At 39.9% G+C, this 15,626-nt stretch carries 9 protein-coding genes and 1 pseudogene; 7 read left to right on the top strand and 3 right to left on the bottom strand.

Annotated elements, in window-relative coordinates:
- Window positions 1-63: 63 nt before the first annotated feature.
- A pseudogene (locus ACZ1G6_RS08440) lies at window positions 64-4,435 on the top strand (alpha-1,6-glucosidase domain-containing protein).
- A gap of 156 nt (window positions 4,436-4,591) precedes the next feature.
- Here ACZ1G6_RS08440 and ACZ1G6_RS08435 read toward each other — a convergent pair.
- From ACZ1G6_RS08435 to ACZ1G6_RS08425, 3 genes are read right to left on the bottom strand one after another with little or no spacing between them, the layout of a single operon-like run.
- Window positions 4,592-5,176 carry a hypothetical protein gene (locus ACZ1G6_RS08435; RefSeq protein ID WP_472618872.1) on the bottom strand — a complete coding sequence of 195 codons (585 nt, stop codon included), beginning with the start codon at window positions 5,174-5,176 and terminating at the stop codon, window positions 4,592-4,594.
- Entirely contained in the window at window positions 5,163-6,326 is a 1,164-nt protein-coding gene (locus tag ACZ1G6_RS08430) for an SGNH/GDSL hydrolase family protein (RefSeq protein WP_472618871.1), read from the bottom strand. Before ACZ1G6_RS08430 ends, ACZ1G6_RS08435 begins: the two co-directional genes overlap by 14 nt.
- 6 nt (window positions 6,327-6,332) lie before the next feature.
- The gene (locus ACZ1G6_RS08425; protein WP_472618870.1) at window positions 6,333-8,180 is read right to left on the bottom strand and encodes an SGNH/GDSL hydrolase family protein; all 1,848 of its coding nucleotides are present in this window, start codon (window positions 8,178-8,180) and stop codon (window positions 6,333-6,335) included.
- Between the two features lie 199 nt (window positions 8,181-8,379).
- On the opposite strand from ACZ1G6_RS08425, the gene ACZ1G6_RS08420 reads away from it, so the two are divergent.
- The 6 genes from ACZ1G6_RS08420 (at window position 8,380) to ACZ1G6_RS08395 (ending at window position 15,602) form a co-directional block, all read left to right on the top strand.
- Window positions 8,380-10,293 (top strand): carbamoyltransferase family protein, encoded by a 1,914-nt coding sequence (locus ACZ1G6_RS08420; protein ID WP_472618869.1) that lies wholly within the window; start codon window positions 8,380-8,382, stop codon window positions 10,291-10,293.
- Window positions 10,294-10,299: 6 nt separating this feature from the next.
- On the top strand, window positions 10,300-10,743 hold the full coding sequence (locus tag ACZ1G6_RS08415; protein WP_472618868.1) for an SxtJ family membrane protein: 444 nt from the start codon (window positions 10,300-10,302) through the stop codon (window positions 10,741-10,743).
- Window positions 10,743-10,895: a DUF5989 family protein gene (locus ACZ1G6_RS08410; protein ID WP_472618867.1), complete on the top strand. Its 153-nt coding sequence runs from the start codon at window positions 10,743-10,745 to the stop codon at window positions 10,893-10,895. The genes ACZ1G6_RS08415 and ACZ1G6_RS08410 overlap by 1 nt, the downstream gene beginning before the upstream one ends.
- A gap of 15 nt (window positions 10,896-10,910) precedes the next feature.
- The gene (locus tag ACZ1G6_RS08405) at window positions 10,911-11,522 is read left to right on the top strand and encodes a DEAD/DEAH box helicase (protein ID WP_472618866.1); all 612 of its coding nucleotides are present in this window, start codon (window positions 10,911-10,913) and stop codon (window positions 11,520-11,522) included.
- Window positions 11,497-13,503: an ATP-dependent helicase C-terminal domain-containing protein gene (locus ACZ1G6_RS08400; protein WP_472618955.1), complete on the top strand. Its 2,007-nt coding sequence runs from the start codon at window positions 11,497-11,499 to the stop codon at window positions 13,501-13,503. The genes ACZ1G6_RS08405 and ACZ1G6_RS08400 overlap by 26 nt, the downstream gene beginning before the upstream one ends.
- Window positions 13,504-13,637: 134 nt before the next feature.
- On the top strand, window positions 13,638-15,602 hold the full coding sequence (locus ACZ1G6_RS08395) for an alpha-amylase family protein (protein ID WP_472618865.1): 1,965 nt from the start codon (window positions 13,638-13,640) through the stop codon (window positions 15,600-15,602).
- Window positions 15,603-15,626 lie beyond the last annotated feature (24 nt).

Here is a 15,626-nt window from a genome sequence, read left to right as displayed (position 1 = left end):
AATCGCAATATTCAAACCAAGAATACATCGCAATCGGCCAATAGAAGAGTGGAGCTTTCAACTATGGTTAATATAAGACAATCGCTTAGAGCATTATTTTTAGTGGTCGGTGTGCTACTACTTAGTGCTTGTGGTGGGTCAGATGACGTCGCGCCAGAGTGCAGAACTGCTCACCTGTAATGTGCCAAATATACCTGATGGTAGTGGGCAATGTGTGCCACCGCCACCGATACAATGTCCAGCACCAACAGTGCCTAATGAAACAAATGACGCTTGTGTGGTGGGATTCAATGCTGAATTGGATGATCCAGTTTTCTTTCCTGATGAAGACCAAGCGGTATTGTATTACAACCGTGCTGATGTTGACGCCACTAATGACGCAAACGACCCTGCATATGAAGGCTGGCGTTTGCATACCTGGAGCAATGATGCTTGTGATGCATATGCAGATCCTGATACCGCATGGGCAGATGGCAGAATTCATGATGGTATTGACCCAACTTATGGCGCGTATTGGATTTTAGATCTAAAACCAGGGTATGCGGATACCGATGGTGCTTGTCATAATTTCATCATTCATATCGGCACCGATGATGCTGGTAAAGAAATGGGTGGTGGCGATTTCCAAGGAAGCTTAACTCAAGACGATGAACGATTCACTCGCATGAATTTTACATTATCGGGAGTGGCTACGATTTTTGAGTTTCCTATCGACAGTTTAGGCGAACAGCCGGTTTCTATCGAGGGTTCACAAGCGCATTGGTTAGATGCACAAACTATTTTATGGAACGTAGATGATGCTCTGGTTGATACGGTCAAATTGCATCATTCAGCTGAAGCGAATATCGAAATCACATTAGAAGATGGTGTTTTAAACAGTGAAATAATTGAGTTAACTGAAGTTGACTTAACAGATGAACAAGCTGCGATTGCGCCTCATCTTGCTGATATCACTGCATTTGCCGGTGATTGGAGTGATGATGACGCCAAAGCGGTATTGAAAAACCAAGTAATTGCAGGTGCTTATAATAGTGACGGCAAATTAGTTGCGGCAACGCGTTTGCAAATCCCTAATGTGTTGGATGAACTATACACTAAAGGGGAAAGTGACGCTGATGAAGCCATGCTAGGTGGTATCTACACCGATAATGGAATTACTGCTGCTGTATGGGCACCCACTGCACAAAATGTGATGCTTAAGCTTTACAATGCAGATAAAACGCTTGCGACGACTAATCAAATGAATCTTGACGCTTCATCAGGTGTTTGGTCATTTGATGGTTCGATGGATATGGACAGACAATTATATCGTTATGAAGTGACAGTGTTTTCACCAGTTAATGATGCAATTGAAGTCTTAGATGTGACTGACCCATATTCGGTTAGCTTGTCGGTAAATGGTCGTTTTTCTCAGTTTGTCAACTTGAATGATGAAGATTTGAAACCAGATGGTTGGGAAACGCACGATATTCCTACGGTTGAAAATTTTGAAGATATTGTTATTTACGAAGGTCATATCCGTAACTTCAGTATTAGAGATGAGTCAACATCAGCTGCTAATAGAGGTAAGTACCTTGCATTCACAGAGCAGGATTCTGCTCCAATGCAACACTTACAAACGTTACAAGAAAAAGGCTTAACGCATTTCCACATGTTGCCTGCCAACGATATTGCGACAATTAATGAAGATACTGCTCGTACTATCGATTGGACAAGTACACTTCAAGAGTTTTGTGCTTTATCACCTGCTGCTGCGGTATGTAATGATAATACACCACGTGAATTAACTATTGCTGAAGTGTATCAAGGCTTTAACGTATTGACTGAGCCTGATGCGGCCCAAGAGTTTACCGAACAGATTCGTAACTTTGATTTATTTAATTGGGGTTATGATCCTAAACACTTCAATGCACCAGAAGGTAGCTATTCATCAGATCCTGATAGTGTTGTTCGTATAAAAGAGATGCGAGCAATGAACCAGTCTCTTCATGAAATTGGTCTTCGTGTTGCACTTGATGTTGTTTACAACCATACAAACGCTTCTGGTCTATTTGCTAACTCTGTTTTCGATAAAGTTGTCCCTGGATATTACCATCGATATGATTTAGAAAGTGGCGCGATTATTCGTGAAACGTGTTGTGATGATACAGAGCCGCGTAATCGAATGATGGAAAAGTTCATGGAAGATTCACTTTTAATGTGGTCAGAACAGTACAAATTTGACGCATTTCGTTTTGACATCATGAGCCAAGCTTCTAAAACAACAATGGTTGAATTATTTGAAACCGTTAAAACAGTTGACCCAGACGTTTATTTCTACGGAGAAGGTTGGGGTAAAAATACAGCACCTTATGGCGATTTTGAAATCGCAAGCCAGTTTAATATGGCCGGTACCGAAATTGGTACGTTTAACGACCGTATTAGAGAAGCGGTAAGACAAGGCGATATTTTTGCAAGAGAATCAAGTGATGATGCTCTAAATGCACAAGATAGAGTTAAAATGAGTTTAGCGGGTACATTAAGTGACTTTATTTTGAATACCTCTGGCGGAAGTGATTCTGAAACATCTGTACTTGGCGGGTATGCTCAAGATCCTGCTGATATAATCAATTATGTATCAAAACATGATAACGAAAGCCTATGGGATCAATTTAACTATGTTCTACCAAGCGATTTAACGCTAGATGAGCGTGTTCGAGCGCAAAACATAGGTATAGGCATACCGTTGATGTCTCAGGGGATCCCGTTTTTACAAATGGGTGGTGATTTGCTGAGATCAAAATCGATGGACCGCAATACATTTGATGCCGGCGATTGGTTTAACTATGTTGATTTCACAATGAACACCAATAACTGGAACGTTGGTTTACCGCTAGCGCAAGATAATCAAGGTCGTTGGTCAGAAATATCTCAATTTATGAACTTGCCTGAACGTGCTGCGTCAATGACAGAGATTGAGTTTGCTTCAGAAGTATTCCAAGAGTTGTTGAGTATTCGTTCAAGCAGTCCTTTGTTTAGACTTACAACAGGGGATGACATCAAGAACCGTGTTGGTTTCCATAACTTAGGTGCAAGACAGCAACAAGGTCTAATCGTCATGAGTATTGATGATGGTATAAACCAAGAGGGTTCAGTTGAACTTGCTGACTTAGATCCTAACTATGATGCAATCGCGGTAGTCATTAATACAGGTTATGAAGAAAAATCTATTGATGTCTTAACGGCCGCAGGATTTGAACTTCATCCAACACTAATGAATTCAATTGACCCGATGGTTCGAGGTGCAAACTTCTCTGATGCTTCTGAAGAAGAGCAAGTTTTAGGAAACTTCACTGTACCAGCTTTAAGCATTGCAGTGTTTGTTAAGCCACAAGGCATGGAACGTGGTTATGGTTTGTCAGCCATAGCAACAGCAGGTGCTCCAGACGTAGTTCCTTATGGTGATACTATTGTGTACCTTCGTGGAAGCATGAATGATTGGGGCACAGGCAACGCTATGGATTATAAAGGTGATGGCGTTTATGAAGGCAAACTTGAACTGACAATGGGTGACACTATTACCTTTAAGGTTGCATCAGAAGACTGGTCAACTGTTAACTTTGGTGACTCAAGTGACCCTGTCGTTGAAGAAGATATTGCTAAAACCTTAGTGTCTGGTGATGACAACATGACCTTTACTCCAAGTGTTGATGCAACATTTATCTTCAGCTTAGATGCGTCAGATAATATGTCGCCAGTATTAACCATCATCAACGAAGAGCCATACGTCGGTAATCCAATATTTATCCGCGGTGGAATGAACGATTGGGGTACTAGTGACGAACTTGAGTATCAAGGTGGTCGAATCTACACCACTACAATTAGCCTTGGCGTTGAGGAATATCAATTTAAAGTAGCTAATGATGGATGGGCAAGTCCAAACTTAGGTGGCTTTAGTGCAGACGATGCTGACACGGTTGTTGAATTAGGTACTGATATGCCACTACTAGAAGGCGGTGAAAACCTAAAACTAAATATCACAGAAGCAGGTAATTATGCCTTTATCTTTGATACGGTAGATTTAGCCGCACCAAAAGTACGTGTATTTAATGAAGCTTTCTTCGGAGCAGAAATCGTTTATATCCGAGGTGGTATGAATGGATGGGGCGAAGTTGATGCTTTAGAATATCAAGGTGCTGGTGTGTACTCGGTTGATATCACTTTAGATGGCAGCGATATTGAGTTTAAAGTCGCTACAGGTGATTGGTCGACAGTCAACTTAGGTGGCGTTGATGAAAACGATACTGAACTTACCATTGGTGAACCTCGTCAAGTATTCCAAGCGGGCAATCCAACAAACCTAAATATTAGAGGTGCTGAAGCAGGCCTGTATGAATTTAAGATTGAAGGTCCAGATGCTTCGCAACCAACCCTAACCGTTACGCCAATTGAATAGCGAGTTAGCATGAACGATAAAAGCCGCACCATGAAAATGGCGCGGCTTTTTTATTTGTGCTTGTTAACGAAAAATGCTTGAGTAATAAATTCTGATTGTGCCGCCAACGCCACGTTTGCCAGACAGGCCCTCATTAAAGGTAGATTATTTTCAGCCTTATTGCATACCGGCTAGTTCAGCTTTTTGTCGATAGAATTGAGCCATTGTCATTTGTCCATTTTGTGCCAATAGTTCTGCTGCTTGAATACTATATAAGCCCATGTGCGGCATTGCATCAGCCAATATTAGCAAGCATTTTAATTCCATTTTTTTATTATTTTGTTGACGATAATATAGAAGATTTTGCTTTATCATTGTTAGCCAGTCTATTTGCTTATTAAAATATGCTAGACCAAGCGTTTGTGGAGTATCTGTTGGCTTTGCCAAAGAAATTGTCTGCTGAGTATCTACAAATGGAAAATCTGCCTTTAGAGCTTCAGCGGTGGCATAGGCGAAGTATTCTTCACTTGGTAACACTAATCTTTCATTCCAAGCTTGATTGGCACTAATAGGTTTCAAATCATCAAATATTTTGGCTTGCGTGATGGACTCATAAAATGTATTTGCTAATACAAAATAGCCTTGTAAATTGGGGTGAAGGTGTTCCAGCATTACTTCATCGCCGACAATGTTATAGCGACTTCTTTGCTGCATTAGTGCATTGGCGTCAACATGCGTAGCACCATGTTTACTGGCAAGCACTGGCAATAATCTTATTGATATCTTCTGGTGCTCTAAACTTTAATAAATCATGCTGGACGGCAAGCTTAAAGTGTTTTTGAGCAATGTTTAGTGCCTCACTAACTGCTCCTTGTTTTTGAAGTATCAGCTTCGCAAAAATATAGTGAAAATCCGCACTTAGACTTTGCTCAAATTTTGTTGAAGCTCTTAACAAGTCATTTAGATCTATGGTGTTGATTTGTTCAACCGTCTTTAAAAACTGTCGCTCTTGTTGACTGATTTCTATGGATGAAAAAGGGGCTTGGTGCTTTTGGTTGCTCGCCAAAGATGAAATAAATACTGGTATGCCCGCTTGTTTATATGCTAACAAAAGTGCTTCAATATTTTGTGTGAATTGATATATCCCGGCTTCATATTTAGGGCTGTTATAGACGATAGATTGCCCTTTAGCGACTTTACTCATCATGGTTGCTCGCGTTTGCTGGGATGGGTCTTGAACACCTTGATCAGCCAAAGAGTTTTGAGAGGACCATCTAGAAACCAGCATTTGCATTGCTTGGAATACGCGAATGTCTTTTAACGCAAGTTGCATTCTAGTTAAGTAATAGCTTGAGCTTATAGAATAATTAGCGTTTGCACCTAATACTCCTAAAAACTCATTGTGCCCTGCGTAAATTAGCACAGCATCCGGCTTTTGCTCGATAATTTCATCGACAAAATCCAATAGTGTGTGTGAGTTTACCGCTGACATCGCAGTGTTAACCACCTCAACATGATTATTCGGTAAGCTTTGACGCAAACGAAATTCTAAAAGACCAGAAACTGACGCTCCTAAACCATAAGGGAAGCCAGCCGCTGTGCTGCCGCCTTGCACAAAAACTCGAATACCTTGTTGAGGTTTTTCAGCTAGAAAAAAATCAGTTTCCATCGTTACCGCAGGTGGGTTGTCCGCAAAAGGAAAATAACGTGACATCACGTCAGGTCTGGGTAAGAGATAATCAGGATGAGCTGGATTTTGAATAAATAAGGGCGTAGAAACACCAAACCCGCTTAAACGCAGAGCACCTTCGATGAGCAAGAAAAATACAAATGGAATTGCCATTGAAATGGCGTAGAAAGTACGTTTTTTATGTTCACAGTTAATTGTATTGTTAGTGTGAGAAGCGGTCATTTATCATCACCTATTGTCATTTAAGGTTCTTTTTATCGCAATTGCACGTTGATTGTTAGGTGCTATTTGCAAAACATTGTCCAGCTCTTCTATAGCGCGAGATACATCACCAAGTGCAAAGTGCACTTGTGCAAGCGTTAGCCGGAAGTTAACGTTTTTGGGTGAGTGTTTAACCGCGTTTAAAGCATAGTATTTTGCCAGCAAGAATTGTTCACTTTGCATATAAAGCAAAGCAGCAACACGGGCTATTTCGGCTTGCTCAGGTAATGCGTCATATAGTGTACCTGCAACTCCCGCTGCGGTGCTCAAGTCACCGATTTGCTGATAATAGCGAAGTAAGTTTTGTTGTGTTGCTATCCAGCTTTGTCCTTTTATCCGTTGTAATGTTTGATGACTTATCTCATCAAATACTGCAGGCAATGGCACTTCTTTTGGGGTTTCACTGAAGGGGTAATCCGATATTAGTTGGGCCACTTTAAAGGCGCCATATTGTTTATCTACATCATTAACAGGAATATTATCAAATGCGGCCTTAGTACTAATTTCATACTGTGGCACAATAAATTGACTGCTTATCAAGGCTTGGTAAAAACTCTCGGCTAACCAAAAGTAGCCAGTAATATTAGGGTGAAGATGTTCAAGCATCAAATCGTTACCAATAATCCCATTATTCGCTTGTTGATGCATAAGTTCATAACTTGCAACATAGTGCGCATTGTATTTATTAGCAGTATCAAAAATGATAGTTCTAAATGCTGAGGGAGCTCTAAATCGTAATAAATCAAAGTCTTTAGCCAGCGTATAAAAGCGAAGCGCGGTTTTATACTGTTTTGCATTGGCGTATTGTTGAGCTAGTCGATAAAAATAATTAGCATGCTTAATGTCATGTGCTAGGGCACTATTTTGAGTGCTTATGGCAGGTAAATTATTGAGAACGTTGTTGCGCACAGATGCAAAAGGCGGCTGATCTTGTTCATTGGCGACCAGATCGCTAATGTAGCTAGGGACACCTGCTTGATTGAGTTTTTCGAGAATCAAAGATAGGTTACGCTCAAATTGTTCTACGCCTGCTTGGTATATTTCGTCTCCATATACAATGTTTTTGTTTTGAGCCACTTTTGCCATAAGTGTCCGTTGATCTTGTTCTGTTTGCTCAGTTTGAGCATGACTATTTTGATTCGACACAAATAAGGTAAGCGCAGACTGATAAATGCTTTGCATAAGCTGATAAATGCGCCAGTCTTTTACCGCTAAATAGGCTAAATTGCTAGCATAACTCTGGCTACCAGCAAAAGCTGACCCAACGCCCATAACGCCTAAAAACTCATTGTGCCCAGCATAAATCAAAACTGCATCAGGCTGTATTTCAATTACTTCGTCTATGGTATCTAGGATTGTATAGGTATTAATACTAGACATGGCGACTGAAATCACTTCGATACTACTTTCTGGGTTAGTGTGTTTTAATCTGCTTTGTAACATGCCTGCAGGCGAGGCAAATCTGCCATATGGAAATCCAGCCATTGTAGAGCCGCCCATAGTAACTATGCGGATTGTGTTCGCTGGTTTGTTACGCTTAAACAAAAAGGTATCGGGACTTACGCTAGGTGCGGCGTTTTTATTTGAAAAATAACGTTTTATTAAATCAGGGTTAGGCTGTATGTAGTCTTCAAATTGAGATGATTGAATAAACAGGGGATAAGCTTGTCCATAGCCACTTGCACGCAAAATGCCCTCAGCAAACAGCAGAATTATAAAAGGCAGTAAAAAAGCAATTAGGTAAAAACTGAATTTTTTCATAGCATCTTTTATTTTAAGTGTATCGGTAATAAAGACAAATTTCAGCCATTTCATAGGCCTTTTGTGCTTATGCATACCTATTCATCAGTAAATCTCAATTTTTATTGAACTATCAGTCATTATTTATGAAAAATATTGCTAATATCGGATAAATGAAGTGCAATAAAAATGCACTAAATACAGCGTGATGTTGTCGCTATAACGAGCAACAAGCGTGCGAATAATAATAAAAAGCAAGCGGTACACAGTTTATATGAGCAGCGTTGATAAAAAGCAAAAAGATATTTTCGTTTTGGGCATCTCAGCCTATTATCATGATAGTGCAGCGGCGCTGATCAAAAACGGTGATATAGTGGCGGCGTGTCAGCAAGAACGTTACAGCCGCCTTAAGCATGATGCTCGCTTTCCTAAAGATGCAATTAACTATTGTTTGCGTCAAGTACAGTTAAATATAGATGATGTCGACGCAATTGTTTTTTATGACAAACCATTGCTAAAATTTGAACGCTTACTTGAAACCTATCTTGCAAATGCACCTTTGGGATATCGCTCATTTGTGCGCGCAATGCCAATTTGGTTAAAAGAAAAATTGTATCTAAAAAAAGTACTTAAAGATGAGCTGGCACATCTTGAGTTCGAACGCTATGCAAGTGAGCATGCTGTTACAGTGACGCAGGCTAAGTCAGCTCGTAAAAAGTTATTAAAATTGCCGGCCTTGCTTTTCTGTGAGCACCACCAATCCCATGCGGCAGCAGCGTATTTTCCAAGCCCGTTTCAAGATGCCGCGGTAGTTTGTTTAGATGGCGTGGGCGAATGGGCGACTTCAAGTATTTGGCATGGTAAACAGGCCAAGTTAAGGCCTTTAAGAGAAATTCAATTCCCTCATTCTCTTGGTCTATTATATTCAGCCTTTACGCAGTATTGCGGTTTTAAAGTCAACTCTGGCGAGTATAAACTAATGGGTTTAGCGCCTTATGGCGAAGCAAAGTATGTTGAACAAATCTATGAAAAGTTAATTGATGTAAAAGCCGACGGTAGCTTTTTATTAAACATGGAATATTTTGATTTTGCGACAGGTAGTACGATGACCAATAAAGCATTTCATGCGCTGTTTGGTGGCCCACCACACCCATTTGATGCATTGATGACGCAAAAACAAATGGACTTGGCAAAGTCTATCCAAGTAGTGACAGAAGATATTGTCTTAAAAATTGTTGATGTCGCCCATGCAATCACAGGTTCATCTAAGCTTTGTCTGGCGGGTGGAGTTGCCCTTAATTGTGTGGCAAATGGACGTATACAACGAGAGAGTAAATTTGATGAGATTTGGATACAACCGGCTGCAGGTGATGCAGGAAGTGCGTTAGGGGCCGCTTTACAGGTATGGCATTCATATTTTGATAAACCAAAACAAAGTGATGATATCAATGATGCTATGAAAGGCGCTTATTTAGGGGATTCGTTTTCGCAAAAACAAATCATCGAGTACTGTCAAAACAATGATGTTGTTTTTGAAAGTTATGAAGATGATGTGCTTTACCCATTAATTGCTAAGCATTTAAGTGACAACAAAGTGGTTGGTTGGTTTCAAGATGCAATGGAGTTTGGTCCACGTGCGCTGGGTAATAGAAGTATCTTGGGAGACCCTAGAAGTCCTTTAATGCAACGTCAAATGAATTTAAAAATTAAACAACGTGAGTCATTTAGACCATTTGCGCCCGCAGTATTAGAAGAGGACACGCAACAATGGTTTGAACAAACATGTCCTAGTCCTTATATGTTGATCACGACTAAATTAAATGATGACAAATGTAATAAGCTTGAGCCTGCAAGTGGGCTCGATAAGTTAGCTCAAATTAGGTCACCGGTGCCAGCAATCACCCACGTTGACTATTCGGCAAGGGTACAAACGGTTAGTAAAAAGACAAATCCGAAGTTTCATAGATTAATATCTGAATTTAAGAAGCTCACTGAGGTGGGTATGGTAATTAACACATCTTTTAATGTTAGGGGAGAACCTCCAGTTCGTGACATCACAGATGCAATTCGTAGCTTTTTAGCGACTGAAATGGACGTTTTAGTTATGCAAAACACCGTGCTATATAAAGATAAACAGTCGTTGCAGGCTATTGAAAAAGCGAAGGCTATAAGTTTTGAGAAGGATTAAACTACAATGATAAAAGCGTTTGTTCGATGGTTTACTCAAACGGTCATGTTACCTTTGGCCAATAAACATGACGTAGATGCACTGCAAAGTTTTGCTATTACAATGGCATTGGCATTTATAGTAATCTTTATGGTGGTGTTACCTTTCGTGTTTAGCACGGCAATTCCTACATGGCCTATTATTGTTGCCATGGGGCTTTCACTCATGTACATATTTATGCCAAAGGTTTTGTATTATCCTTATTTTGTTTGGATGATAATTGCCTCGATATTAGGATGGATAAATACACGTATTGTATTGGCATTAGCATACTATTTATTAATTGTGCCAACCGGTGTATTTATGCGTCTACGCGATAAATTGCAATATAAAACAAATATGACACAGACAAGTTCGTGGGTCTCACGTGATGACACACCTAACAAAGATACTCTAAAGGATCCTTTTTAATGCTAGAGTTTATTCAAGATTTATGGGCGTTTTTAAAAGTCAGAAAGAAAATTTGGCTTTTGCCCATCATCGTTGTGTTGGCCTTGTTAGGCGCTATTGTAGTTGCTACACAGCAATCATCCCTTGCTACCTTTATTTATACACTATTTTAATTCGCCTTGACTACGATGCTTCCAGTAGCAGCAATTAGTGATAGTGTTTGTGCCGATATAGCCAATCATGATTGCATTGTCATGGCACCACCAGGTGCAGGTAAATCGACTTATCTACCCTTAAAATTGTTATCATTGACATGTTTTGATGGCCAAAAAATCATTATTTTGCAGCCCAGACGCGTTGCTGCTCGCAACATTGCGCTTTACCTGGCAAGTCAATTAAAAGAAGCAGTGGGTCATACAGTTGGTTATCAAGTCCGTGGTGAAGGAGCTTTCAGTGAACAAACTCGCTTACTTGTTATTACCGAAGGGCTACTGACGGCAAAAATACAAAATGATCCTCTATTAGAAGATGTCGGCTTAATAATATTTGATGAGTTTCACGAGCGAAGCATACACTCAGATATGGCCTTGGCACTTGCCATTGACTCACAAACCGGTTATCGCAGTGATTTACGTTTACTAGTCATGTCAGCGACTCTCTCAATGCCTTCAATTCAAGCGCTAATGCCAAATGCAAAAGTACATGTGTCTGAAGGGAAACAGTTTGAAATTGAATACCATTACCGTCCACTACTAACTCAATCGAGCGCAAAGCATAGACATAAATCAGGATGGAGCTAAGGCTTTACGTAATCATACTGTTCAAACCATAATCGAGGCGCTTAATCAGTATTCGGGACATGTTCTTGTATTCTTGTCAGGCGCCAAGGAAATACAACAAGTCTTTGATGATGTTCAGCAGTTAGCGCTTCCAAAGGTAAAAGCCTTACGTCTATTCGGTGCTATGGATTCAACTCAACAAAAAGCAGTCTTTACGAAAAGTCATTTTGACGAGCGAAAAGTAGTGTTGTCGACAAATATTGCTCAAACAAGTGTCACGATTGATGGCGTTAGCGTAGTGATTGATACTGGGCTTGAGAAACAGTCTGTATTTTATCCAAATAAACAAGCTAGCTTGCTGAAAAGTGTAATGATAAGTAAAGCGTCTGCGACGCAACGAGCCGGCAGAGCTGGAAGGCAAAGGGCGGGTGCATGTTATCGCCTATGGTCAAGGGAACAACAGCAATATTTAATAGAAGATGATGTTGCGCAAATATTCTCAATTGACTTAAGCCAGTATTATTTAGGCTTGGTAGAATGGGGAAGCCATTTTGATAATTTAGCGTTTATCGATAAGCCTAATATAGCTCAACTAGATTATGCTATTGCCAACCTGCAGTCACTTGATTTCATTGATGAAAATAAACGTATTACAAGTTTTGGCAGACAAGCAGCCTTACTTAACATCGAACCAAACATTGCATATCTTTTACTGTACTGTAATAGCACATCACCTCAATACATTGATTTTGCCGTAATACTGGCATGTATTCTCGCATTGCCTTTAGCTTATGAAGCAAATTCACAGACGCCTTATAATGTTATAGATAAGTGCTTGCGCCTATCACAACAATGTCCCGGTCAACTTAGACAAGATGCTAATAATCTTAAGCAAAAGCTTTTTCGAGTGACCAATGCAAGTGTAAAAACTGTTAACACAAACCTTAGCGTTTCAAATATAAAACAAGCGTGCAATGATCATCATTTTTTATCGATGCTTTTAATTCGTGCCTTTCCGCTGAATCTAGCTTTGAATAGAGCATCTGATAATGCAGGTACGCAAGGTTCGGGACAAGTCTATAAGAGTGCATTGGGGCTAGGGCTTGAGTTTGATAACTACGTTAATGATGTAAAACATGAGTGGCTAATAGTGACTCATCACGTGATCAGAGCAAATCACCAACAGTTAAATAACTCAATACTTGCATATTTTCCACTTGCGCTAAGTGTTACCGAAGAGTTCATCCATGAGCGTAGTCAAGTATCAACAAAGTACGTATGGGACAGTAAACGACAAAAAGTTAGTTGTCATCAAAGACACTATTATGGTGAATTACAATTTAACCAGCGCCAAGTTGCATTGGGGACTGACCATGATAGCCAAGAGAAAGTTAAGCTGTGTATCGTAAATCATTTGTTGCAAAAGGGCTTGGATGAGTATTTAAAAGGATGCGAGGCCTTTATTGGGCGAGTAGCTTTTGCAAGAACATGTGATGATAAAATAGAACTGCCAGATGTATCAACTAAAGCGCTGGTTAGTGATATGCATGATTATTTAATGCCGTATCTTTCAGGCATAACTGATGCAAAAGGGCTACGTGAAATTGATTGGCTAAATGTTATTAAGTCTCGTTTTACTTGGGACCAACTGCAGTATATTGAAAATAACTTCCCAAGCCACTATGTCTCAGCATGCAATAATCGTCACAAAATACTCTACAACAAAGATCAAGCAATACTAGCCATTAAACTTCAAGAGTTATATGGTCTTAAACACACATTAAGTGTTGGTCTAAGCTGCCACCCAATTACGCTTTCGCTATTGTCGCCTGCTAACAGAGAAATTCATAAGACTCAAGATATCTTAAGTTTTTGGCAAGGAAGTTACGAGGATGTCAAAAAGGAGATGAAAGGAAAATATCCTAAACACTTCTGGCCAGATGATCCTGCAAACGCACAGCCAACAAGTTATACAAAAAAGAGAATGAATAAATTTAAATAGCGTTAAATCGGATACCCCTCTAGCTTTCTAAACGACCATATAAAGTTAATGAATACGTATGTTTCTTCTTTCGTTATGTATAAAAGAGTATGCTAGAAAAACAATTGGTTATGTTTCAAGGTCATAGTTGAGTCATGAGTGCTTACAGTATTGAGGGTATTTCAAGGAAATCCATTTTTAAAGTGGTTTTATTATTAAGCGGATTAAGTGCGAGTTTACTCGTTCTTAACGCATGCAGTGATCACAAGCCCAGCAAAACAAATGCTACAGTAACACAGGAGCATGACCCATTGATTAAGGCATCTAAACATCATGCATTAGGCGAAGGTAAGCCCGTTATTTATCAGGTGTTTACTCGATTGTTCGGAAATACTAATCAAACCAATAAACCTTGGGGAACGCTTGAAGAAAATGGAGTAGGAAAGTTCAACGATTTTACAGATGATGCGCTAGTTGGCATTAAGGAACTAGGCACCTCATATATTTGGTACACGGGTGTCATGCATCACGCGGTAATTAACGATTATTCAGCTTATGGCATTACGCAAGACGACCCTGATGTGGTAAAAGGTCGAGCAGGCTCACCATATGCTGTCAAAGACTACTACAACGTGAATCCTGATTTAGCGATAGACGTAAATAATCGACTAGCAGAATTCGAGGCCTTAATTGAACGTACGCATAAACACAATATGAAAGTCATTGTTGATATTGTGCCCAACCATGTTGCCAGACAGTATGAATCGATTGAGTTGCCACAGGGACAAAGTAATTTTGGTAGCAATGACGATACGTCAGTTGAGTATGCAAAGCATAATAACTTTTATTATATTATTGACGAGTCCTTTGAGGTTCCGGATCTTGATGCAGCTTATCAAACGCTAGGAGGAGATTCTCACCCTATGGCAGATGGAAACTTTGATGAAAACCCTGCAAAATGGACCGGAAATGGCTCACGCGCAGCAAAGCCAAACGCCAATGATTGGTATGAGACAGTCAAAGTGAATTATGGCGTTAAACCTGATGGTTCATATGATTTCCCTGCGCTCCCTCAAGAATATCGTGATTTACCTTATCAAGATCATTATAAGTTTTGGCAAAAACAAAGCGATTTGCCTAATTCATGGTTGAAATTTGAAGCAATTGTTCATTTTTGGCTAGACAAAGGCGTTGATGGATTTCGCTATGACATGGCAGAAATGGTACCTGTCGAGTTTTGGTCCTATTTAAATTCTTCAATCAAGATGAAACACCCTGATGCATTGCTATTAGCTGAGGTGTATCAACCGCATCTTTATCGTGACTATATTCAACTAGGTAAAATGGATTACCTATATGACAAAGTTGAGTTTTACGATTCGTTGAAATTAGTAATGCAAGGTAAAGGCGAAACTCAAGCGCTTGAAGACATTCAATACAACCTACAAGATATTGAACAACATATGTTGCACTTTTTGGAAAATCACGATGAACAACGTATTGCAAGTCCTCAATTCGCTGGTGATGCGTGTAAGGGGATTCCTGCAATGGCTGTCTCTGCTCTAATTAGTCGATCGCCAAGTATGTTGTATTTTGGTCAAGATGTCGCAGAGGATGGGAGTGAAGATCCTGGGTTTGGTGACCCATCACGCACAACTATATTTGATTATGCTGGCGTGCCAGCACATCAACGCTGGATGAATCACGGTGCGTTTGATGGTAAATTATTAAGTGAGCAAGAGCGTCGTTTGCGAGAAGCGTATATTGATATTATGAATATTTCGGCATTTCATCCGTCCATGAGAGGTGAATATGTAGGTATTCATGCACACAATGTTGATAGAAATGAAACTTACAGTGAGCAACAATTTTCATTTATTCGCCATACAAGCACGCAAGCTATGTTGGTGGTGGCTAATTTTTCTGACATCCAAGAGGAGTTTGTTGTACGTTTACCCAATGAGGTAGCTCAAAATCTGGGCTTGGGCAAAGATACTATTCATGTTAGAGAGCTGATGAGTGACCACACCAATAGTATCAAATTCGACGATGACGGTTTGTTTATCAGAGTGAGCCTAGATAATTGGGACGTAAAAATATATGAGTTTGATATTAAATGAAATATATGAATAAATAGGATCAAT

It is taken from the genome of Glaciecola sp. HA4-3 (genome assembly GCF_055693685.1).
Note: the sequence above shows the minus strand (reverse complement) of the source record. Positions and strands in the feature narration are given on the sequence as shown.